The sequence below is a fragment of the Pseudomonas sp. MONT-RG-20F-20-E-7-02 genome, from assembly GCF_022662395.1.
In the GTDB taxonomy this organism is placed as follows: Bacteria; Pseudomonadota; Gammaproteobacteria; order Pseudomonadales; family Pseudomonadaceae; genus Aquipseudomonas.
This window is the reverse complement of record NZ_JAKNQN010000012.1, coordinates 1-22759: the sequence shown is the minus strand read 5'-3', so window position 1 is coordinate 22759 and position 22759 is coordinate 1. Positions and strand designations below refer to the sequence as shown.

The following is a 22759-nucleotide window of genomic DNA, read 5'->3' as shown; positions in this document are numbered from 1 at the left end:
AGGACCTGCCCATGCTGTTGCGCCAACCTCCGCTGTTTTTTGCCGCCCTGACCCTCAGTTCACTGGTACACGCCGAGGAACTCGAATTGGCGCCGGTCGAGGTCACCAGCAGCGAAGCCAGCGCCGGCGAGGTGGCCCAGGCGCAACTCAACAGCGTGCCCGGTGGCACCAATTACATCGACATGAGCAGCGTGCAGCAGGGGCGCGTGAGCACCAACGAAGATGTGTTCAAGTACCAGGCCGGGGTGTACGCCAAGGCGGCGAACAATGAGGGCGTGAAACTCTCGATCCGCGGTTCGGGCTTGAACCGCAGCCCAGGCGCCCACGCCTCCGGCCTGTATGAAATGTTCGACGGCTTGCCGCTGACCGGCCCCGGCGGCACGCCTTATGAGCTGAAAGACCCGCTGTGGCAAAGCCGTGTCGAAGTGCTGCGCGGCGCCAACGGTTTTGATCAGGGCGCGCTGGCCTTGGGCGGCTCGGTCAACTACGTGACCCACACCGGCTATGATGCGCCCAAGCTGCAAGTACGCTATGAAGCGGGCAGTCGCGGTTACGCCCAACGCGAGATCAGCTCCGGCCAGGTGCTGGGCGATGCCGACTATTACATCAGCTTGACCGACTCGGAATCCGACGGTTACCAGCACCAGAGCGCCGGCACCGGCAAGGGCGTGGCGGCCAACTTCGGCTACCGTTTCAACCCGGACCTGGAGACGCGCTTCTATTTTCGCTACCGCGAAACCACCAACGACACCCCCGGCAAGCTGACGCGCTACCAGATCCGCCATGACCCAACGGCCGCCAACAGCCTCAACGCTGCCCGCGATTCAAAACGCCTGCAACCCGGCTCGACCTGGCTCGCCAACAAGACCACCTTGCAGCTCGATGACAATTCCCGCGTCGAAGTCGGCCTGGCGTATCACGATTACCCGATGGACCTGCGCGAAGGCACCAACCGTCTCAAAGTCGCCTACACCGACGTGAGTGGCACGCTGAACTACATCCGTCAGGACAGTCTGTTCGGTCACGACAGCAAAACCACGCTTGGCCTGCGCACCACCCAGGCGATGCCGAATAATGGCGCTTCTGAATATGTGCGCGTGCCTGCCGGCAATACCGCGGGCTATGCCCCCGGCACCAAAACCCGCGACTACAGCTACCTGGGTTCCGACACCGTGCTGCACATCGGCAACGACCTGGAACTGGTCCCGGATTTGTGGCTGACCACCGGCCTGGCCGCCATCTACACGCGCCGCGAAACCCAAGTGACATACCCCGAAGGCCAGGCTCCACTCAGCCAGCACGATTGGGATTACGCCCCGCGCATCGGCCTGCGTTATGACTTCACCCCGCAATTGCAGGTGTACGGCAACCTGAGCCGCTCGGTCGAGCCGCCGCATGCGTGGTCGATGATCTGGGGTTCCAACAAATACTTTACGAGTGGCCCGGCTAACGGCTTGGCCCGCGAAGGCGTGAGCCTGCGCAATCAGACCGCCACTACCTTGGAAGTCGGCGGCCGAGGCGAGCAGTGGTTCGGCCAATGGGACCTGGCGCTGTACCGCTCCGAAGTGCGCCATGAATTGCTAACGGTGGAAACCCAAGCGCAAACCGCCACCAGCGACGCGATTGTCGCCGAAGCCAACGCCAGCCCCACCGTGCACCAAGGTGTGGAGCTGAGCCTGCTCAGCCCGTTGTGGGAGGGCGGGCGCAACGGCCAGCTCGCCTTGCGCCAGGCCTACACTTACAGCGATTTCCACTACCGTGACGACGACCGTTTCGGCGACAACACCTTGCCGGGCATTCCCAAGCATTATTACCAGGCGCAACTGCGCTACAGCCATCCGACAGGTTTCTACACCAGCCTCAACACCGAGCATTCCTCGCGCGTGGCGGTGGACTACGCCAATTCCTACTACGCAGCGGCCTACACCACGCTGGGCGCCACCTTCGGCTACGACGCGCCCAAGCAGGACTGGCAAGCGTGGGTGGATGTGCGCAACCTCACCAATCGGCGCTATGCCAACACGGTGACGCCGGGTTATGACGACAAGGGCCTGGATGTAGCTCGGTCCACGCCTGCAGATGGGCGGGGCGTCTATATCGGTGTGTCGTGGAGCTGGCGTTAAGCCGGCCATCACTCGAATGTGAGAGCTGGCTGTTGTGGGAGCTGGCTTGCCTGCGATGAAATCACCACGGTGTAACTGACCCACCGAGTTGCCTGCATCGCAGGCAAGCCAGCTCCCACACAAGCCAGCTCCCACACAAGCCAGTCTCCCCGTTCAACCGGCTTCGTCTGCAAATCTGCATTTCTTCAACAAACAGCATCAGGGCCTGCCTGGGCACCTCTTGCCCCCACACCGTTTTACTGGCATTGTTCGTGCAATTGGTAATATTTCCCATTTGAGAAGTTTTTGCGCATGCATGACATTCCGGCCGCGCCGGGCGATTGCGCCCGTCAGCAGACCCTTACGGCAATGTACAGCGAGCACCACGGCTGGTTGCACGGCTGGCTGCGCAAAAAACTCGGCTGTTCCCAATACGCCGCCGACCTGGCCCACGACGCGTTCATCCGCGTCTTGATGCTCGCCGAGCCCCAAGCCATCAAGGAACCCCGCGCCTTTCTCGCCACCACGGCCGGGCGCCTGCTGATTGATGGGGCGCGTCGACGGCGCATCGAAAGGGCCTACATGGACGCCCTGGTGCTCCAATGCGAAGACGCCAGCATGCCCGACCCGGCGGCGGTGCATGTGGCGCTGCAAGTCCTGGAGCGCATCGCCGAAATGCTCGCCGGCCTGCCGGCGAAAACCCGTGAAGCGTTCCTCCTGAGTCGCCTCGACGGGCTGACCTACAGCGAAATCGCCGCGTGCCTGGACGTGTCTTCCAGCACGGTTAAAAACTACATCTCCACCGCCCTGGTGCATTGCTACCACAGCCTGCACGTGTCGGACCCGCTCTCGTGAACACCGAACACATCATCCAGCAGGCAGCGAATTGGCTGACGCGGCTGCACGACGAAGACGTCACCGAGGCCGACCGCCACGCCTTCAATACCTGGTGCCAGGCCGACCCGCGCCATGCCGTGGCCATCGAACGCATGCGCGTGCTCTGGGGCCATTTCGATGCATTGCCCGCGCAGCCAGCGCGTATTGCCCTCAATCGCGCCTTCGCCCCACAACGCTCGCGCGGCTTTCAGGTGCTGGGTTTGCTCGGCGTATTGCTCTGCGGCTGGGTCGGCCTGGAGCGCGCGCCGGTGTGGATGGCCGACCAGCGCACCGGCGTCGGCGAGCGCCGCCAAATCGCCCTCGAAGACGGCAGCCGGTTGCAGCTCAACAGCAATTCGGCGGTGGATGTGAAATTCGATGGCCACCAACGTGTGATCGAGTTGCTGCAAGGCGAGCTGTGGGTCGAGGTGGCCAAGGATGCGCAACGGCCTTTCGTGGTGCGCACCGACCAAGGCACGGCCACGGCACTGGGCACGCGTTACCTGGTCAAGCGCGCGGCGGACGGCAGCACCGTGGTCACGGTGATTGAGTCCAGCGTGGCGGTCAAAGGCGAGGGCGCAGAAGGCGTCAAGGTCGCCGCCGGCCAGCGCTCGGTTCTCGAGCATGGCCGCGCCCGGCCGCCACAAGCGATTGGCAACACCGACCCCGACGCGTGGACGCGGGGCTTGCTCAAGGTCAACGACCAGCCGTTGAGCGACGTGCTGCAAACCCTGGCCGGCTACCGCCATGGCCTGGTGCGTTTCGATGCGCAAGCGCTGAAAGACCTGCGCGTGTCCGGCGTGTTCAAGCTCGACGACACCGCCGCCGCGCTCGCGGCCCTCGCCGACAACCTGCCGATTCAGGTGGAGTACTTCACCGACTTGCTGGTGGTGGTCAAGCCGCGCTAGCTCAGCGTTGGTGCTGGCGCAGGCGCTTGTACAGGGTATTGCGGCTCACGCCCAATTCCCGCGCCAAGTGGGAAATATTCCCGCCAGCCGCCTTCAAGCGTTGCGTCAAATCGAGGTCATCTTGCAGGCACTCGCGGGTCGGCGAGGGCACTGCCACCTGCAAATCCACGAAAAAATCATCCGGCAAATGCTCCGGGCGCACCAGCTGTTCCTCGGCCATCGCCAGCGCCACCTGTAACACGCTGCTGACCTGGCGCAGATTCCCCGGCCACGGGTGTTGCTCGAACAACGCCAGCACCTCACTGCTCAGCCCGGCCCACTGGGTCGGCTCGCGGTGCTGCTGCCATAGCTGCTGGAACAGCGCCTGTTTGTCGGTGCGTTCGCGCAACGGCGGCAGCTCCAGGGTCAGGCCGCCGATGCGGTAATACAAATCCTCGCGAAAGCGCCCGGCCTGCACCCATTCGCGTAGCGCGCGGTTGGTGGCGGAGATGATCCGCAAGTCCACCGGGAACACCTCACTGCTGCCCACCGGTTGCACGCAGCGTTCCTGCAAAACGCGCAGCAAGCGAGCCTGGGTCGGCAGTGGCATGTCGCCGATTTCATCGAGAAACAGCGTGCCTTTGTCGGCCTTGCGGATCAGGCCGATGCTGCCTTTCTGATTGGCGCCGGTGAAGGCGCCTTTTTCATAACCAAACAGCTCCGATTCCACCAGCTCTGCCGGAATCGCCGCACAGTTCACCGCGATAAACGCCTGCGTGCTGCGCGAACTGGCCTGATGCAGGGCTTTGACAAACACTTCTTTGCCTACGCCGGTCTCGCCGTGGATCAGCAGCGGAATGTCCTTTTCCAACAGGCGCTCGGCCTGACGCACGGCTTTTTCCACACGCGCATCACCAAAATGCAGGGACTTGAGGCTGATCGAGGCGGGTTTTACCGCCGCCGGTTTGGCGGGCTTGGGCTCGCTGAAAACCCGCGCCTGCACCGGCATCTTCTTCGGGCGTTTCAATAAACACTGAAACCGATTGCGACCCGCCGCCTGCAGCGAAAACGGCAAACCTTCCGGTTGATTCAGCAACTCCAGCAACGACACCTTGAACAAACTGTCGATCAGCACCCGCGACAAACTGATGCCCAGCAGGTTGTCTGCGCGGCGGTTGGCCGACAGCACCTGGCCGCTCTCATCAAAAATCAGCAGGCCGGCCCATTGGCTGTCGAGGTTGTTCAGGCCGGTGTTGAAGGTCAGTTGGAAATGCTCGCCGCGAAACAGGTTGAGGATCAGCCGGTTTTCCACGGTCTGGCTCATCATCTTGACCATGCCCAAGGTGTGGGAGGGCGGCAAATAGCTGTCGCTGGACACATCCAGCACCGCGATGATTTCACGCTGGGCATCGAAGATCGGCGCCGCCGAGCCGGTCATGAAACGGTTGGCCTTGAGGAAGTGTTCGTCGTGCTCGATATGCACCGCCTGGGCACAGGCCAGTGCGGTGCCGATCGCATTGGTGCCGCTGCTGCGCTCCCGCCAACTGGCGCCGGCGCTGAAACCCCGCGCCAGTTTCGGTTCGATAAACCGCTGGGTGCCCCACGACGTCAGCACTTGGCCCTGGTTGTCGGCCAGCATGATCAGGCAGTTGGAATTGCTCAGGATGTTTTCGTAGTAGGGCAGCACTTCCTGGTGCGTGGTCTGCACCAGTGAATGCTGGCTTTCGAGCAATTGGCTGATGCCCTCGGCGGGCAGTTGGTCAAAGCTGGGGGCGCTCTGGTGGTCCAGGCCAAAGGCGCGGCAACGGCGCCAGGAATCCTGGATAAGGGTGTCGTGAGCCAAGGGTTCGGCCATGGGGGCGACCTTCTTTTTATTGTTTTGGGGTCTTGCTCAATTCAGCCGTTCAAACCGGATCAACAGGTGGGAACGGGCTTGCCCGCGATAGCAGTGGGTCAGCCACTGAATAGGCAAGCTGATACACCCTCATCGCGGGCAAGCCCGCTCCCACATTGGCCCTGTGCTGGTCACTCAATCGGGTTCAAAGAGTGTTGTTCAGAACTGTTCATTGTCAACCCCGACCTGTTCAGGTGTTCAAGCACAGTGTTCACTCTTGAACAGCGGCAGGACGCTGTTTCCTTGTGGATCAAGCCCTTGCAGGTTTGGCACGAAACTCGCTCTGCTGAATGGCCAGTTTCATTCCAATAATAAAAAGGGCGTGTCATGTCATTGACCCTGGAACATGTCTCCCGCGTCGTCGAAGGCCAGACCTGGATCGACGACGCCAACCTGCGTTTCGAAGCCGGTTCCTTCAACGTATTGCTCGGCCGCACGCTGTCCGGCAAGACCAGCCTGATGCGCCTGATGGCCGGCCTGGACAAGCCCGACAGCGGGCGCATCCTGATGAACGGTGTGGACGTCACCCACAAGCCGGTGCGCCTGCGCAATGTGTCGATGGTCTACCAGCAGTTCATCAACTATCCGACCATGACCGTGTTCGAGAACATCGCCTCGCCGTTGCGCCAGGCCGGTGTGTCCAACGAGCTGATCCAGAGCAAAGTGCTCGAAACCGCAAAAATGCTGCGCATCGAGAAATTCCTCCAGCGCCACCCGCTGGAGCTGTCCGGTGGCCAGCAGCAACGCACGGCCATGGCCCGTGCGCTGGTAAAAGACGCCGAGCTGATCCTGTTCGATGAGCCGCTGGTGAACCTGGACTACAAACTGCGCGAAGAACTGCGTCAGGAAATGCGCGAGCTGTTCAAGGCGCGCCACACCATCGCAATCTACGCCACCACCGAACCCAACGAAGCCCTGGCCCTCGGCGGCACGACCACGATTCTGCATGAGGGCCGGGTGATCCAGAGTGGCAAGGCCGCCGAGGTGTACCACCAGCCGCAGACCGTGCTGGCCGCCGAGCTGTTTTCCGAGCCGCCGATCAACCTGATGCCGGGCCGTATCAGCGGCAATGAAGTGAGTTTCGCCAATTTCGTGCACTTCCCGCTCAACGTCGACCTGCGTTCCATCGGCGAGGGCGAGTTCCGCTTTGGCGTGCGCCCCAGTCATATCAGCCTGGTGCCGAGCAACGACGATGACCTGGAGCTGGCCGTGACGGTGGAAGTCGCCGAGATCAGCGGTTCGGAAACCTTCCTGCATGTGCGCAGCGAGCATTTCCTGCTGGTGCTGCACCTGCCGGGGGTGCACGAGTACGACGTCGACGCGCCAATCCGCGTGTATATCCCCACCCATAAACTGTTTGTGTTCGATGGCCAGGGCCGCTTGGTCCAGGCCCCTGGGCGCCGTGTTGCGAGGGTTGCCTGATGGCCGAAATCCATTTGCAGAACCTTGCCCATAGCTATAGCCCTACGCCGAACGGTCCGGAGGACTACGCGATCCGGGCAATGAACCACGTGTGGGAGCAGGGCGGCGCCTACGCCTTGCTCGGGCCGTCGGGGTGCGGCAAGTCGACCTTGCTGAATATCATCTCTGGCTTGCTCAGCCCTTCGGAAGGCCAGGTGTTATTCGACCACAAGGTGGTCAACGAACTCACCCCGGAACGCCGCAACATCGCCCAGGTGTTCCAGTTCCCGGTGGTGTACGACACCATGACGGTGTTCGACAACCTGGCCTTTCCGCTACGTAACCAAGGCATGGCCGAGGCGAAAATTCACAGCAAGGTGCAGGAAATCGCCGAAGTCCTCGACCTGCAAAACCTGCTGAGCAAAAAGGCGCGCAACCTCACCGCCGACGAAAAACAGAAAGTCTCCATGGGCCGTGGCCTGGTGCGTGACGACGTGTCGGCGATCCTGTTCGACGAGCCGCTGACGGTCATCGACCCGCACCTGAAGTGGAAACTGCGGCGCAAGCTCAAGCAGATTCACGAGCAGTTCAACATCACCATGGTCTACGTGACCCACGACCAGCTCGAAGCCTCGACCTTCGCCGACAAGATCGCGGTGATGTACGGCGGGCAGATCGTGCAGTTCGGCACTCCGCGTGAGTTGTTCGAGCGGCCGAGCCATACCTTTGTCGGCTATTTCATCGGCAGCCCGGGGATGAACCTGATCGAGGTGCAGGCCGAGGCGGGCGGGGTGCGTTTTGCCGGCACGCTGCTGCCGCTGTCCGAGGCCTTGCAGCAACGCTTGCGCGAGACGCACTACAAGAAGCTGCAGGTCGGCATCCGCCCGGAATTTATCCACGTGTGGGACGAGTACAACCCCGACGCGCTGCAGGCCGATGTCACTCACGTCGAAGACCTCGGCACCTACAAGATCATGACCCTCAACCTCGACGGTGCGCCGCTGAAAGTGCGCCTGGCCGAAGACAAGCCGGTGCCCGAGGGTAAGGCGTCTATCAGCTTTCCCGCGCAATGGCTGATGGTCTACGCCGACGATTACCTGCTGGAGGTGCAGCCATGAACAAGGTGCAGAACAACAAGGCCTGGTGGCTGGTGTTGCCGGTGTTTTTGCTGGTGGCGTTCAGTGCGGTGATCCCGATGATGACGGTGGTCAACTATTCGGTGCAGGACATTTTCGACCAGTCCAGCCGCTACTTCGTTGGCGCCGACTGGTACAAGCAGGTGCTGCTCGACCCGCGCTTGCACGACTCACTACTGCGCCAGTTCATCTACTCGGCCTGCGTGCTGTTGATCGAAATTCCGCTGGGTATCGCCATCGCCCTGACCATGCCGACCAAGGGGCGCTGGTCCTCGCTGGTGCTGATTATCCTGGCGATTCCGCTGCTGATTCCGTGGAACGTGGTGGGCACCATCTGGCAGATTTTCGGGCGGGCCGACATCGGTTTGCTCGGTTCAAGCCTCAACGCCATGGGCATCAATTACAACTACGCGGCCAACACCATGGACGCCTGGGTCACCGTGCTGGTGATGGACGTATGGCACTGGACCTCGCTGGTGGCGCTGCTGTGTTACTCGGGGCTGCGGGCGATTCCGGACGTGTACTACCAGGCCGCGCGGATTGATCGGGCATCGGCCTGGGCGGTGTTCCGACATATCCAGTTGCCGAAGATGAAAAGCGTGCTGCTGATCGCGGTGATGCTGCGGTTTATGGACAGTTTCATGATTTACACCGAGCCCTTCGTGCTCACGGGTGGCGGGCCGGGTAACGCCACTACCTTCCTCAGTCAGACCTTGACCCAGATGGCTGTCGGCCAATTCGACCTGGGCCCGGCGGCGGCGTTTTCCCTGGTGTATTTCCTGATCATCCTGTTGGTGTCCTGGCTGTTCTACACCGCCATGACCCACTCCGACGCCAACCGCTGAGGCCGCCAACATGAGCAAGCGCAAGCTAATCCCCTTACTCATCTACATCCTGTTTCTGCTGGTGCCGATCTACTGGCTGCTGAACATGTCCTTCAAGAGCAACACCGAAATCCTCGGCGGGCTGACGCTGTTTCCGCAGGATTTCACCCTGGCCAACTACAAGGTGATCTTCACCGACCCGAGCTGGTACAGCGGCTACATCAACTCGCTGTATTACGTGAGCCTGAACACGGTGATTTCCCTGAGCGTGGCATTGCCGGCGGCGTATGCCTTCTCGCGCTACCGCTTCCTGGGTGACAAGCACCTGTTCTTCTGGCTGCTGACCAACCGCATGGCGCCGCCGGCGGTGTTCCTGCTGCCGTTTTTCCAGCTGTATTCGTCCATCGGCCTGTTCGATACGCACATCGCCGTGGCCCTGGCCCATTGCCTGTTCAACGTGCCGTTGGCGGTGTGGATTCTGGAAGGCTTCATGTCCGGCGTGCCGAAGGAAATCGACGAAACCGCCTACATCGACGGCTATAGCTTTCCCAAGTTCTTCGTGAAGATTTTCATCCCGCTGATCGGTTCCGGCATCGGAGTGACGGCGTTTTTCTGCTTCATGTTTTCCTGGGTCGAGCTGCTGCTGGCGCGCACCCTGACCTCGGTCAACGCCAAGCCCATTGCGGCGGTGATGACCCGCACGGTCTCGGCTTCGGGTATCGATTGGGGCGTGCTGGCGGCGGCGGGGGTGTTGACCATCCTGCCCGGCATGCTGGTGATCTGGTTTGTTCGCAACCACGTGGCCAAGGGCTTTGCCCTCGGCCGGGTCTGAGGAGTCGATGATGGAATGGATGGCCTGGACCACCCCCACCGCGTTGTTCTTTGCGGCCATTGGCCTGCTGCTGGCAGGCATGACCACCTGGGAACTGCGCTCGCCGAGCATCCCTCGGCGCGGCTTTTTGCCGATCAGCACCACCCGTGGTGATCGCTTGTTTATCGGTCTTCTCGGCAGCGCCTACCTGCATTTATTGGTGATCGGCGTAACCGACTGGAGCATCTGGGTGGCGTCCGCGCTGTCCCTGGTGTGGCTGTTGTGTGTGATGCGTTGGGGCTAGTGCTCCGTGAATAAACCACCAGGAGGTCTCTATGTTGAATAAAAACAATAAGCTGCGACATAGCATTTCATTGGCCGCCGTACTGGCCCTCAGCGGTTTGAGCGCCACGGCCTGGGCCGATGCGTATGAAGATGCGGCGAAAAAATGGATCGGCAGCGAGTTCAAACCGTCCACCCTCACCGAAGCCCAGCAGCTCGAAGAGTTGAAGTGGTTTATCAAGGCGGCCGAACCGTTCCGTGGGATGAAGATCAACGTGGTGTCGGAAACCCTCACCACCCACGAGTACGAATCCAAGGTGCTGGCCAAGGCCTTCAGCGAAATCACCGGGATCAAGCTGACCCACGACCTGCTGCAGGAAGGCGACGTGGTGGAAAAGCTGCAAACCCAGATGCAGTCCGACAAGAACATCTATGACGGCTGGGTCAACGATTCCGACTTGATCGGTACGCACTTTCGCTATGGCAAGACCGAATCGATCACCGACCTGATGGCCAATGAAGGCAAGGACTTCACCTCGCCGACCCTGGATATCAAGGACTTTATCGGCATCTCCTTCACCACCGCGCCGGACGGCAAGATCTACCAACTGCCCGACCAGCAGTTCGCCAACCTCTACTGGTTCCGCGCCGACTGGTTCGAGCGCGCGGACCTGAAAGCCAAGTTCAAGGAAAAATACGGCTATGACCTCGGCGTGCCGGTGAACTGGTCGGCCTACGAAGACATCGCCAAATTCTTCAGCGAAGACGTCAAGGAAATCGACGGCAAGCGTATTTATGGGCACATGGACTACGGCAAAAAAGACCCATCCCTGGGCTGGCGCTTCACCGATGCCTGGTTCTCCATGGCCGGTGGCGGCGACAAGGGCCTGCCCAACGGTTTGCCGGTGGACGAGTGGGGCATTCGCGTGGAGGACTGCCACCCGGTGGGCTCCAGCGTCACCCGTGGCGGCGACACCAACGGCCCGGCAGCGGTATTCGCCACGCAGAAATACGTGGACTGGATGAAAGCCTATGCGCCACCGGAAGCGGCGGGCATGACCTTCTCCGAATCCGGCCCTGTACCGTCCCAGGGCAACATCGCCCAGCAGATTTTCTGGTACACCGCGTTTACTGCCGACATGACCAAGCCGGGCCTGCCGGTGGTAAACGCCGACGGCACGCCAAAGTGGCGCATGGCGCCATCGCCGGTCGGGCCGTATTGGGAAAAAGGCATGAAGAAGGGCTATCAGGACGTGGGTTCCTGGACCTTCCTCAAGTCGACGCCTGAGAAGCAAAAACTCGCGGCCTGGCTGTACGCGCAGTTCGTGACCTCAAAAACCGTGTCGCTGAAGAAAACCATCGTTGGCCTGACGCCGATTCGCGAGTCCGACATCAACTCCCAGGCCATGACCGACCTGGCACCGAAACTTGGTGGCCTGGTCGAGTTCTACCGCAGCCCGGCCCGCGTCGAATGGACCCCGACCGGCACCAACGTGCCGGACTATCCACGTTTGGCGCAGCTGTGGTGGAGCAACATCGCCGCCGCCGCCAGCGGCGAGAAAACCCCGCAACAGGCGCTGGACAACCTGGCCAAGGAGCAGGACGCGATCATGACGCGCCTGGAACGCTCCAAGGTGCAACCGGTGTGTGGCCCGAAAATGAACCCCGAGCGTGATGCCCAATACTGGTTCGACCAGCCGGGCGCGCCAAAGCCGAAACTGGCCAACGAGAAGCCTAAGGGCGAAACCGTGGCTTATGGCGATTTGCTCAAGTCGTGGGAGGCGGCGCGTAAGTAACAGCGATGGGCAATAAAGATCGAATGTGGGAGCTGGCTTGCCTGCGATGGCATCACCTCGGTGCACCAGAGGCACCGAGGTGTCTGCATCGCAGGCAAGCCAGCTCCCACATTTGTTCGGTGGCGAATTTGAAATTAAGCGGCCTGCGGCTGGATCTGCAGTTCGCCGCCCACATCCTTGACCAGCTCACTGGCCAGAAACAGCGGCGCCAGGCGCTTGTGCAACTGTGGCTCGACAAACTCCTTCACCGTGTCCAACACCAGCACGCCACTGAGCGGCAATTCGGCCTTGGTGTACGACAGCCACGCTTGCTTGAGCTTCATCAATACATCGCTGCCCGCCGTGGAGGCGAAGCGGCGGTGGGTGGGTTTACCGTCGAGGTTGAAGGTGTGCTGGAACGCGTAGCCGCTTTCATCGCCCTGGCTGGCGGCGCAGCGCACGCAGGTGCAGGGGCCGTCGCCGAACGCGCTGCGCAGGTAGCTGTTGAAGTCCACCACGGGCTTGAGTGACAGGCGCTTATCCACCTCGAACAAGTCCCCAGTCATTTTATCGTCAGTGTTCAACGTCCATTTCCTCGCAGGTCGGCAGGTGTCTTTCAAAGCGCGGCACAATACCAGCCGCGCGGCAATTTGGGGGCGATTTGCATAACAATAGATCCCAATATTCTTTTCAAGTCTTAAAAATCGCCGCTAGGCTCCATCACCTTCTCGAAAACGCGGCAGATTCCCCATGACTTTCAAGCGTTCCTCCCTGACTCTCCTGGCCGCGTCCCTGGCGGCGGCAAGCGCCTTACTCAGCCCCGGCGCCCAGGCCGAAGGCAAGATCAGCATCGCCCAGCAATTCGGCATTGGCTACCTGATCCTCGACGTGGTGCGCGACCAGCACTTGATCGAGAAGCACGGCAAGGAACAGGGCCTGGATATTAAGGTGGAATGGAACAGCATTTCCGGCGCCACCGCGATGAATGAATCGCTGCTGGCCGGCGCCCTGGACGTGGTCTCGGCCGGTGTGCCGCCGATGCTCACCCTGTGGGATCGCACCAAGGGCAAGCAGAACGTCAAGGCCATCGCTTCCCTTGGCTCCATGCCCAACTACCTGCTGACCAATAACCCCAACGTGAAGACCCTCAAGGACTTCACCGAAAAAGACCGCATCGCTGTGCCCGCCGCCGGCGTGGGTTTCCAGTCGCGCACCTTGCAGATCGAAACCGCAAAACAATTCGGCGACGCCAATTTCAAGAAGTTCGACGACATCTCCATCAGCCTGGCCCACCCGGACGCCACGGCGGCGTTGATTGCCGGTGGTTCGGAGATCAACTCGCACTTCTCCAGCCCGCCGTTCCAGTACCAGGAATTGCTCAACCCTAATGTGCACAAGGTGCTCAGTTCCTACGACATCCTCGGCGGTCAGGCCTCGTTCAACGTGCTCTACACCACCGAGAAATTCCACGATGAAAACCCCAAGACCTACAAGGCGTTCTACTCCGCGCTGGCCGAGGCCGAGCAGATCATCAAGGCCGACAAGCCCGCTGCAGCCAAAACCTATATTCGGGTAGAGGAATCCAGGTTGCCGCTGGACCTGGTGGAAAAAATCGTCCAGGACCCGGAAATCGACTTCACCATCGTGCCGCAGCGTACTTACATCTATGCGCAGAAATTGCAGGAACTGGGCGTGTTGAAGAACAAGGCGGCGAGTTGGAAGGATTACTTTTTTGAAGAGGCGCATGGTGGTGACGGCAGCTAAGCCCCCTCACCAGATTTGAAATACAGTTAAAAAATGTGGGAGCTGGCAAGCCAGCTCCCACAGTTGAACTTCTTCGTCTAAGACTCAGCGGAAAAACTCACCCGGCGTCGCCTCAAACTGCTGGCGAAACGCATTGATAAACGCCGACGTCGACTCATACCCGCACCCCAACGCCACATCCGTCACCCGTTCACCTTGCTCCAGCGCGGGCAGGGCGCTGAGCAGCCGCAAGCGCTGGCGCCAGGCGCGAAAGGTCAGCCCGGTGTCACTGAGAAACAACCGGCTGAGGGTCTTCTCACTCACCGCCAGCTTGCGGCTCCAGTCACCCAAGGTTGTCTGCTGCTCCGGGTGCAGGCTCAGGCTGCGGTAAATCTGCCGCAACCGCGCGTCGTGGGGCAACGGCAGCATCAAGTCCACCTGCGGTGCAGCGGCCAGTTGGTCCAGCACCACCTGGGCCAGACGCCCATCCGGCCCGTCCTCGGCATATTCCACCGGCAACTCGCTGAAGCTGCGGATCAGCTCGCGCAACAAACTGCTCACCTCCAACACCTGGCAGCGCTCGGGCGCCCAGGCGGTGACGCTGCAGTCGAGGTAAAGGCTGCGCATTTCCGTGTGCGGCGAACTGAACACCCGGTGCGGCACGCCCGCCGGAATCCACACCGCACGCTGCGGCGGCGCGACAAAGCGGCCGACGCTGGTCTGGATCTCCAGCACCCCGGAAATCGCGTAAGACAATTGCACCCACGGGTGGCTGTGGCGGCGGGTCAGGGCGCGATTGGGCAGCGATTCGGTGCGCCCATACACCGGCCGTGGCAGGCTGGAAAGCCCGGGCACGCTGCGGCGAACCGTCTTGTCATGTCCTTTAGGCGGCATTTACTGGCTCATTGGCGTTAGTCGGTAACAAGCCGTTACGTTAGAGTCGCAGCGATGCGCTTGGCAACCCCTGGAAGATTTGCTTATGAACCGCCCACGTTTTCTACCTGACAACTTCACCCTGACCCTGATCGGCACGGTGATCCTCGCGTCACTGCTGCCCGCCAGCGGCCAGACCGCCGTGGCCTTCGGCTGGGTGACTAACCTGGCCATCGCGCTGCTGTTTTTCCTGCACGGCGCCAAGCTGTCGCGCCAGGCCATCGTCGCCGGGGCCGGCCACTGGCGCCTGCACCTGCTGGTGTTCAGCCTCACGTTCGTGCTGTTTCCCTTGCTGGGCCTGGCGCTGAAGCCGGTGCTTTCGCCGCTGATCGGCAAAGACCTGTACATGGGCATGCTCTACCTCTGCGCGCTGCCGGCCACGGTGCAGTCGGCGATTGCCTTCACGTCCCTGGCGCGCGGCAACATCCCCGCGGCCATCTGCAGCGCGGCGGCGTCGAGCCTGTTTGGCATTTTCCTCACGCCGTTGCTGGTGACGTTGCTGCTCAACGTGCACGGCGACGGCGGTTCGACCCTCGACGCAATCCTGAAGATCAGCGTGCAATTGCTGCTGCCGTTCATCGCCGGGCAGATCGCCCGCCGCTGGATTGGCGAGTGGGTCGGCCGCAACAAGTCCTGGCTGAAGTTCGTCGACCAAGGCTCGATTTTGCTGGTGGTCTACGGCGCGTTCAGTGAAGCGGTCAACGAAGGCATCTGGCACCAGATCCCACTGTGGGAACTCGGCGGCCTGGTGGTGGCCTGCTGCGTGTTGCTGGCGTTGGTGCTGGTGGCGTCGACCGTTCTGGGCAAGGCCTTCGGCTTCAGCCAGGAAGACCGCATCACCATCCTGTTCTGCGGTTCGAAGAAAAGCCTGGCGACCGGTGTGCCGATGGCCCAGGTGCTGTTCGCCGGGGCGAGCATGGGCGTGTTGATTTTGCCGCTGATGCTGTTTCACCAGATCCAGTTGATGGTGTGCGCGGCACTGGCGCAGCGTTATGCCAAGCGGCCGGAAAGCATCCCCGAGTTGATGGGGCAGGTGGATCCGTGATCTAGGTCACACCTCGGGCCGAATCACCTCAAGTTAACGCCCGGCCAGACGACTTACTTATTGAGAGCCCAATAAGGAGTGTCGGCATGAAGGTTAAAGGTATTTCAGTGTTTACCGGCCTGTTTTGCCTATGGGCGGGCGCTTGTGGCGCCGCGCAGACAGTCGGGCAGGGCACCATTCAGTTCACCGGTGCCATCGTCGAGCCTGGGTGTGCGACAAATGCGCGCAGCGGCGCGGTAATGGAGTTGACCGGCTGCGCCGTTTCCAACCGTGGCAGCCGCTTCGATGTGCGCAATGTGGCGCCGGTGGCCAGTGTCAACGCGGCCCATGTGCTGCTGGTCGCAGACAGCGGCAGCGGGCGTTACTACGATCAGCGCTATCTGTTGGTGGACAAGGCCGGCCAGCCGATCAAGTCGGGCAACTACGTCATCACCATGACCTCGCCCTGAGCAACAGGGCGACGATCCGCGTCAACAGCGGGCCGAGAAACCTATAGAATGCCCAGCGGCGGCGCTGTTCTGCGCGGCCGTTGGACCATCGCCAGAGTACCTCGCCCGTCAATGAGCATTTCAGCCGCAACGCCCCAAGCCAACTGGCAACCGGTCATCGCCCTCGCGTTGGCCGCGTTTGTATTCAACACCACCGAGTTCGTGCCGGTCGGCCTGCTCAGCGCCATCGGCGCCAGCTTCGACATGCCCATCGCCAGCGTCGGCCTGATGCTCACCATCTATGCCTGGATCGTGTCGCTGACCTCGCTGCCGGTGATGCTGCTGACGCGTAACGTCGAGCGGCGCAAACTGCTGATCGTGTTGTTCGGCTTGTTTATCGCCAGCCATATCCTTTCCAGCGTCGCCACCAGTTTTGGCCTGTTGATGGTCAGCCGCATCGGCATCGCCTTGTCCCACGCGTTGTTCTGGTCGATCACCGCGTCGCTGGCAGTGCGCCTGGCGCCGGAAGGCAAACAGGTGCAAGCCCTCGGCCTGCTGGCCACCGGCACGTCCCTGGCGATGGTATTGGGCATTCCGCTGGGCCGTCTGCTGGGCGAGGCCATGGGCTGGCGCACCACGTTCCTGGTGATCGCGGCGTTTGCCGCGGCCCTGGTGTTCTGGCTGGCGCGCACCTTGCCGCTGCTGCCGAGCCAGAACTCCGGCTCGCTGCGCAGCCTGCCGCTGCTGTTCAAGCGCCCGGCGCTGGTGGCGCTGTATGTGCTGACCGCCATGGTGGTGACCGCGCAATTCACCGCCTACAGCTACATCGAACCCTTTGTTGAAGGCGTCGCCGGCCTGAGCGGCAATGTGGTGACGCTGTTCCTGCTGGTGTTCGGCGGCGCGGGCATCATCGGCTCGCTGCTGTTCAGCCTGGTGCACCGTTTCAACCCGCACCTCTTCGTGGTCAGCGCGGTGTTCCTGCTCGCCGCGTGCCTGGCACTGATGCTGCCTTTGAGCGGCGCCGAGTCGTACCTCGTCGGCCTGAGCGTGTTCTGGGGCATGGCGATCATGGGCTTCGGCCTGGCCATGCAATCCAAGGTGCTGGTGCTGGCACCCGACGCCACCGACGTCGCGATGGCGATGTTCTCCGGCATCTACAACATCGGCATCGGCGGCGGCGCGCTGATGGGCAGCTGGGTCGGCAGCCACTTCGGCTTCGCCTGGATCGGCGCAGCGGGCGGTGCACTGGCGGCCCTGGCATTGATTGGCTATTGCCTGGCAATACACCGCTTCGGCCAGGGTGTGGTGCGGCACTGAGGCGTAACAACCTGATGTGTTGTTTGATCGTTCCCACGCTCTGCGTGGGAATGCACCTTGGGACGCTCTGCGTCCCGGCAAACTTGAGCGCTGAGTAGGGTGACGCAGAGCGTCACGTGATGCATTACCACGCAGAGCGTGGGAACGAGCCTTTAGGCTATGGCTTCCAGGTCTGCACATCCTGGGCATCCACCGCCTTGGGCAACAACCCCGCCTTGAAGAACGCGTCCGCAATCTTCTGCTGTTCCCCCAACTGATCAATCGTTACCGGCTGCACCTCATAACTGCGGTGCGCATTGGCCGCTTCAACCGTGGCCACGTCCAGGTTGCCCCACAGCGGGCCGAGCACTTTCGCCGCGTCCTGCGGGTGGGTTTTCACCCACTGGCCGGCTTTTTCCAACTGCGCATACACCAGTTTCAGCACCTCGGGATGCGCCTTGGCGTAGGGCGTGCCGGTCAAGTAATAACGCTTGTAGCTGGCCAGGCCTGCGCCGTCCGCCAGGGTGCGCGTCGGCAATTGACGCTGCACGCTGGTGAGGAAGGGTTCCCAGGTGACCCAGGCATCAACCTTGTTGTTCTCAAAGGCTGCGCGACCATCGGCTGGCGACAGGTAGGCCGGTTCGATATCCGAAAAGGCCAAGCCGGCTTTGGCCAGCGCCGCGATGAGCAAGTAGTGGGTGCCGGCGGCCTTGGTCACCGCGATTTTCTTGCCCTTCAAATCCGCCAGCTGCTGGATCGGCGAGTCCTTGCGCACCACGATGGCCTGGGCGGAAGGCGAGGGTGCTTCCTGGGCGAAGTAGGTGAGTTTGGCCTGTGCGGCCTGGGCGAAGATCGGCACGGTGTCGGCCACGTCGGCGCTGATATCGACGTTGCCCACATTCAGCGCTTCGAGCAGCGGCAACCCGCTGGGGAACTCATGCCAGCTCACGTCAATGTTGTCGGCCTTGAGGGCTTTTTCCAGAGTGCCCTGGGTTTTCAGCAGGGTGATCAGGGTTGAAGACTTCTGGTAACCGATGCGTAGGGTTTCCTGGGCTTCGGCGCTCACGGCGACAGAAAACGCCAGCAGCCCGATGACAACGGCGAGGGGACGACGAATAGGCATGGCACGCTCGATCTTCAGCGAAATAAGGCCAAGCATAAAGTTCTAAAAAGTATTGGCTAAATACTCTTTTGATCTGAGCTTAGGGCGGTTTTTCAGCATTTCGTTGAATCGGGCATAACCATGGAATATATCGTTATTTTATAACGGTCGATTACTAATATAAGTTTTAAGACTGAACCCTTTACGCGACAAGCTAAGGCCTGCCATGACCACCCGCCGCCAAATCCACCTATCGGCATTTCTGTTGAGCGGCCCTGTGGTGCACAGCCATGCGGTGTGGCGCCACCCGGAAACCGTCGGCAACTACCTCGACCCTGACTACTATTCACGCATCGCCAAGGTGGTGGAAGAAGGCCTGTTCGACTTCCTGTTCTTCGCCGACCGCCTGGCCGTGGGCGATCAGATGGGCGGCTCGCGCGAATTCGCCTTGCGCTACGGCGCCCAGGACGCCACGCGCCTCGACCCGTTGCCGATCCTCTCTTACCTGATCGGCCAGACAACCAAGCTGGGCCTCGGTGCGACACGCTCCACCACCTACTACGAGCCGGCGCATATCGCGCGTGAATTCGCCACCCTCGATCACCTGTCCAAGGGCCGTGCGGCGTGGAACATCGTGACCTCGATGAACGACAGCGAAGGGCGCTTGTTCGGCAAGGCCAGGCACCTGGAACACGACCTGCGCTATGACCGCGCCGATGAGTTTGTGGAAGTTGCGCTCAAGCTCTGGAACAGCTGGGGCGAGGGCGCCCTCAAGCTGGACCGCGAAAGCGGTGTGCTTGCCGACCCGGGTTTGATTACCTCGGTGCAGCACCAGGGCGAGTGGTTCAAGGTGGAAGGCCCGTTGAATATCCCGCGCACGCCCCAGGGGCGACCGGTGCTGATCCAGGCCGGCTCATCCGGACGTGGTCGGCGGTTTGGCGCACGCTGGGCCGAGGCGATTTTCACCATTCACCCGCATTTGGCGGCCATGCGCGCGTTTCGCGATGACGTGCGCGCGCAAGTGGTACAGCAAGGCCGTGCTGCCGACAGCTGCAAGGTGCTGACGGCGGTGATGCCGTTTATTGGCGGCAGCGAAGCCGAAGCCCGCGCCAAACGCGACAAACACAATGCCTTGGCGCGGCCCGAACTGGGGCTGGTGACACTCGCTTCGCAGCTGAATGTGGACCTGTCGCCGTTCCCGCTGTCGGCCACCCTGGCCGAGATCGCGCAGTCGCCGCTGATTCCTGCGGCCGCCGCCGAAAAACTGCTGATGCAAGGCCCCGACACCACCCTGGAGCAACTGGGGCGCCTGTTCGCCAGCAGCGTGCGCGTGCCGCAATTGGTGGGCACCGGCGCGCAAGTCGCTGACCAGTTGGCGGAGCTGTTCGAGCAGGGCGGTTGCGACGGCTTTGTGATTTCACCGGGCTACTTGCCGGGCTCGTTCACTGAGTTTGTCGAGAGCGCGATTCCGCATTTGCAGCGCAAGGGGTTGTTCCGTACGGCGTATGAAGGCTCGACGCTGCGTGAGCATCTGGGGTTGGCCGATCTCACTCACTGAACGCGGTCAATGTGGGAGCTGGCTTGCCAGCTCCCACAGGCCATATTGATCGTCCCCACGCTCTGCGTGGGAACGCCGCCTGGGACGCTCCGCGTCCCGCGAGCCAAGTTTCTTCAACCGCGATAACGCAGCGCCTCCACCAGCAGAGCAAACGCCGGTGAAGCCTGGCGCCGGCTGGGGTAGTACAGGTGAAACCCGGCAAACGGCGCGCACCAATCATCCAATACGGCGATCAAGCGGCCGTCCGCCAAATACGGTGCCACCAGGTCTTGCGGGATGTAGCTCAGGCCAAACCCATCCACGGCAGCCTTGAGCAGTTGATACACGCCATTGAAGGTCACCTGGCCTGACACGCGCACATTCAGGCTTTCCCCGCCCTTGCGAAACTCCCATGCATACAAGCCACCGTTGGTGGGCAGGCGCAGGTTGTTGCAGGCGTGGGTGGTGAGGTCGCGCGGCGTTGTCGGCCGTGCATGCCGGGCAAAATACTCCGGCGAACCGACGACGCGCATGCGCATGTCCGGGCCAATACGGGTGGCGATCATGCCTTCGGCCACGTCCTCGCCCAAGCGCACGCCAGCGTCGAAACCCTGGGCGGCAATATCGACAAAACCGTAGTCGCAGCAGACCTCGACGGCAATGTCGGGGTATTGCGCCAGGAAGGGTTTGAGCACCGGCCAGAGGATGTGCTCCAGCGCATGGTCCATGGCGTTGATGCGGATCGTGCCGGAGGGCGTATCACGCAAGTTGCTCAAGCCTTCCAGGCCGATCTGGATTTCATCGAAGTGCGGCCCGACGGTGTCGATCAGGTGCTGCCCGGCTTCGGTCGGCGACACGCTGCGCGTGGTGCGCGTGAGCAAGCGCAGCCCAAGGCGCGCTTCGAGCGCGCGGATCGTATGGCTCAGCGCCGACTGTGACACCCCAAGTTTTGCCGCCGCCTTGGTAAAGCTGCGCTCGCGCGCGACAGCCAGGAAAGCGAGCAGGTCATTGGCATTTTCCCTGAGCATTGGTGAGCCGCCCTCATAAGTATTTTCTGATTCTAGCGGCTAATCATCTCAATAGGCGGCTGTTAGATTTAAACCAGTCCTTGAATTGGAGAAATACCATGCTTAAACGCACACTCGGCAACAGCTCGCTAAACGTCTCGGCCCTGGGCCTGGGATGCATGGGCATGAGCTTCGGCTATGGCGCGCCGGCCGATTCACAGCAAATGATCGCGCTGTTGCGCGGTGCGGTGGAGCAGGGCGTGACCTTCTTCGACACCGCCGAAGTCTACGGCCCGTTCATCAATGAACAATTGCTCGGCGAAGCCCTGGCGCCGGTGCGCGAACAGGTGGTTATCGCGACCAAATTCGGTTTCGCGCTCGACCCGTCCGGCAATGGCAAGTGGTCGGGTCTCAACAGCCGTCCCGAGCATATTCGCCAGGTGGCGGAAGCCTCTCTCAAACGTCTGAAAACCGATGTGATCGACCTGTTCTATCAGCACCGGGTCGACCCCAATGTGCCCATCGAAGAGGTGGCCGGTGCCGTGAAAGACTTGATCCAGGAAGGCAAGGTCAAGCATTTCGGGCTGTCGGAAGCCGGCGCCGCAACCATCCGCCGTGCTCACGCGGTGCAGCCGGTGACGGCGCTGCAAAGTGAATATTCGCTGTGGTGGCGCAAGCCGGAAGCCGAGATCCTGCCGTTGCTGGAAGAACTGGGCATTGGCCTGGTGCCTTACAGCCCATTGGGCAAAGGCTTTCTCACCGGTAAGTTCGACAGCCAAAGCACGTTTGACAGCAGTGACTTTCGCAGCAACTTGCCGCGCTTTACCCCGCAAGCCTTGCAGGCCAACCAGGCGTTGGTGGAGCTGTTGCGTCAGGTCGGGCAACGCAACAATGCCACGCCGTCACAGATCGCCCTGGCCTGGCTGTTGGCGCAAAAGCCGTGGATTGTGCCGATTCCTGGCACCACCAAAGCCTCGCGCCTGACCGAAAACCTCGCTGCGGTGCAGATCCAACTCAGCGCGCAAGAGTTGTCGGCTCTTGACCTGGCCGCGGCGAACATCAGCGTGCAAGGCGAACGCTACCCCGAGGCCCTGGAAAAGATGACCGGCCTATGAAAACCCTCACCGCCGCAGCACTTTCGCTGTCAATGCTCACTCAAGAATCCAGCGCACAGGAGACCCCAATGCTCACCATCACCCCGAATGGCTCGCAACCCTCTGCCCGAGGCCCCGCCGACTGGTTTACCGGCACCGTGCGCGTGGACGCGCCGTTCAAAGGCACCGACGCCGCGCGCGTCAGCGGCGCCACGGTAACCTTCGAGCCGGGCGCACGCACCGCCTGGCACACCCATCCGTTGGGGCAGACCTTGATCGTCACCGCCGGCGCCGGTCTGGTCCAGGAATGGGGCCAGGCAGTGCGGGCCATCCGCCCCGGCGACACCGTATGGATCGCCCCCGGCGTCAAGCATTGGCATGGCGCCACGCCGAACACCGCGATGACCCACATCGCGATTGCCGAGGTGCTGGACGGCAAGGTAGTGGACTGGTTGGAGCAGGTCAGCGACGGCCAGTACGCGTCGGCGCCTTGACTTCCCGGCATGTACGCGCAACGATCAACTCAATTTGTTGATCGTCCCCACGCTCTGCGTGGGAACGCCGCCTGGGACGCTCCGCGTCCCGC

General features: G+C 61.7%; 21 protein-coding genes. 16 read left to right on the top strand and 5 right to left on the bottom strand.

Translation table 11 applies throughout. The annotated features are described in order from the left end of the window. Window positions 1–11 precede the first annotated feature (11 nt). From L8I05_RS26430 to L8I05_RS26420, 3 genes are all read left to right on the top strand, one after another. The gene (locus L8I05_RS26430; protein WP_242174494.1) at window positions 12–2123 is read left to right on the top strand and encodes a TonB-dependent receptor; all 2112 of its coding nucleotides are present in this window, start codon (window positions 12–14) and stop codon (window positions 2121–2123) included. A 291-nt stretch (window positions 2124–2414) separates the two neighbouring features. Continuing rightward, window positions 2415–2957 carry a sigma-70 family RNA polymerase sigma factor gene (locus tag L8I05_RS26425; protein WP_242174490.1) on the top strand — a complete coding sequence of 181 codons (543 nt, stop codon included), beginning with the start codon at window positions 2415–2417 and terminating at the stop codon, window positions 2955–2957. Further along, window positions 2954–3886 carry a FecR family protein gene (locus L8I05_RS26420; RefSeq protein ID WP_242174481.1) on the top strand — a complete coding sequence of 311 codons (933 nt, stop codon included), beginning with the start codon at window positions 2954–2956 and terminating at the stop codon, window positions 3884–3886. Before L8I05_RS26425 ends, L8I05_RS26420 begins: the two co-directional genes overlap by 4 nt. A 1-nt stretch (window position 3887) precedes the next feature. Here L8I05_RS26420 and L8I05_RS26415 read toward each other — a convergent pair whose 3' ends face one another. Next, a complete protein-coding gene (locus tag L8I05_RS26415; RefSeq protein ID WP_242174474.1) occupies window positions 3888–5720 on the bottom strand; it encodes a sigma-54-dependent Fis family transcriptional regulator in 1833 nt (610 codons plus the stop codon). A gap of 366 nt (window positions 5721–6086) precedes the next feature. Between L8I05_RS26415 and L8I05_RS26410 the strand changes: the two genes are divergently transcribed. The 6 genes from L8I05_RS26410 to L8I05_RS26385 are packed head-to-tail and all read left to right on the top strand — an operon-like array spanning window position 6087 to window position 12009. Further along, window positions 6087–7181, top strand: coding sequence for an ABC transporter ATP-binding protein (locus L8I05_RS26410; protein WP_242174468.1), 1095 nt, complete (start codon window positions 6087–6089; stop codon window positions 7179–7181). After that, a complete protein-coding gene (locus L8I05_RS26405) occupies window positions 7181–8278 on the top strand; it encodes an ABC transporter ATP-binding protein (RefSeq protein WP_242174464.1) in 1098 nt (365 codons plus the stop codon). Before L8I05_RS26410 ends, L8I05_RS26405 begins: the two co-directional genes overlap by 1 nt. Continuing rightward, entirely contained in the window at window positions 8275–9141 is an 867-nt protein-coding gene (locus L8I05_RS26400) for a sugar ABC transporter permease (RefSeq protein ID WP_159955425.1), read from the top strand. Before L8I05_RS26405 ends, L8I05_RS26400 begins: the two co-directional genes overlap by 4 nt. A 10-nt stretch (window positions 9142–9151) precedes the next feature. Continuing rightward, entirely contained in the window at window positions 9152–9952 is an 801-nt protein-coding gene (locus L8I05_RS26395; RefSeq protein ID WP_159955427.1) for a carbohydrate ABC transporter permease, read from the top strand. A gap of 10 nt (window positions 9953–9962) precedes the next feature. Further along, window positions 9963–10235: a DUF2160 domain-containing protein gene (locus L8I05_RS26390; RefSeq protein WP_159955429.1), complete on the top strand. Its 273-nt coding sequence runs from the start codon at window positions 9963–9965 to the stop codon at window positions 10233–10235. Window positions 10236–10266: 31 nt separating this feature from the next. Beyond that, window positions 10267–12009 (top strand): ABC transporter substrate-binding protein, encoded by a 1743-nt coding sequence (locus tag L8I05_RS26385; RefSeq protein WP_159955431.1) that lies wholly within the window; start codon window positions 10267–10269, stop codon window positions 12007–12009. 134 nt (window positions 12010–12143) lie between these two features. On the opposite strand, the gene L8I05_RS26380 is transcribed toward L8I05_RS26385, so the two are convergent. Further along, entirely contained in the window at window positions 12144–12572 is a 429-nt protein-coding gene (locus tag L8I05_RS26380; RefSeq protein WP_242174460.1) for a hypothetical protein, read from the bottom strand. Between the two features lie 166 nt (window positions 12573–12738). Between L8I05_RS26380 and L8I05_RS26375 the strand changes: the two genes are divergently transcribed. Continuing rightward, entirely contained in the window at window positions 12739–13752 is a 1014-nt protein-coding gene (locus tag L8I05_RS26375; RefSeq protein WP_242174459.1) for an ABC transporter substrate-binding protein, read from the top strand. Window positions 13753–13836: 84 nt separating this feature from the next. Here the strand turns inward: L8I05_RS26375 and L8I05_RS26370 are convergent, their stop codons facing one another. Further along, complete coding sequence (locus tag L8I05_RS26370) at window positions 13837–14625, bottom strand: helix-turn-helix transcriptional regulator (protein ID WP_242174448.1); 789 nt, start codon at window positions 14623–14625, stop codon at window positions 13837–13839. An 85-nt stretch (window positions 14626–14710) separates the two neighbouring features. Here L8I05_RS26370 and L8I05_RS26365 point away from each other — a divergent pair, with 85 nt between their 5' ends. The 3 genes from L8I05_RS26365 to L8I05_RS26355 all read left to right on the top strand — a co-directional run bounded on the left by L8I05_RS26365 (window position 14711) and on the right by L8I05_RS26355 (window position 17454). Next, complete coding sequence (locus L8I05_RS26365; protein WP_242174437.1) at window positions 14711–15709, top strand: bile acid:sodium symporter family protein; 999 nt, start codon at window positions 14711–14713, stop codon at window positions 15707–15709. Between the two features lie 86 nt (window positions 15710–15795). Continuing rightward, a complete protein-coding gene (locus L8I05_RS26360; protein WP_242174428.1) occupies window positions 15796–16158 on the top strand; it encodes a type 1 fimbrial protein in 363 nt (120 codons plus the stop codon). Window positions 16159–16269: 111 nt separating this feature from the next. Beyond that, window positions 16270–17454, top strand: coding sequence for a sugar transporter (locus L8I05_RS26355; protein WP_177017739.1), 1185 nt, complete (start codon window positions 16270–16272; stop codon window positions 17452–17454). Window positions 17455–17611: 157 nt separating this feature from the next. On the opposite strand, the gene L8I05_RS26350 is transcribed toward L8I05_RS26355, so the two are convergent. Continuing rightward, window positions 17612–18556, bottom strand: a complete 945-nt coding sequence (locus L8I05_RS26350) for an aliphatic sulfonate ABC transporter substrate-binding protein (protein WP_242174425.1) — start codon at window positions 18554–18556, stop codon at window positions 17612–17614. Window positions 18557–18761: 205 nt separating this feature from the next. Here L8I05_RS26350 and L8I05_RS26345 point away from each other — a divergent pair, with 205 nt between their 5' ends. After that, window positions 18762–20093: an LLM class flavin-dependent oxidoreductase gene (locus tag L8I05_RS26345; protein ID WP_242174406.1), complete on the top strand. Its 1332-nt coding sequence runs from the start codon at window positions 18762–18764 to the stop codon at window positions 20091–20093. Window positions 20094–20206: 113 nt separating this feature from the next. On the opposite strand, the gene L8I05_RS26340 is transcribed toward L8I05_RS26345, so the two are convergent. Further along, entirely contained in the window at window positions 20207–21100 is an 894-nt protein-coding gene (locus tag L8I05_RS26340; protein ID WP_242174403.1) for a LysR family transcriptional regulator, read from the bottom strand. 98 nt (window positions 21101–21198) lie between these two features. Between L8I05_RS26340 and L8I05_RS26335 the strand changes: the two genes are divergently transcribed. Together L8I05_RS26335 and L8I05_RS26330 are read left to right on the top strand one after the other, a co-directional pair. Then, window positions 21199–22194: an aldo/keto reductase gene (locus L8I05_RS26335; RefSeq protein WP_242174400.1), complete on the top strand. Its 996-nt coding sequence runs from the start codon at window positions 21199–21201 to the stop codon at window positions 22192–22194. After that, the gene (locus L8I05_RS26330; RefSeq protein WP_242174399.1) at window positions 22191–22667 is read left to right on the top strand and encodes a cupin domain-containing protein; all 477 of its coding nucleotides are present in this window, start codon (window positions 22191–22193) and stop codon (window positions 22665–22667) included. The genes L8I05_RS26335 and L8I05_RS26330 overlap by 4 nt, the downstream gene beginning before the upstream one ends. The last annotated feature ends 92 nt before the right edge of the window (window positions 22668–22759 follow it).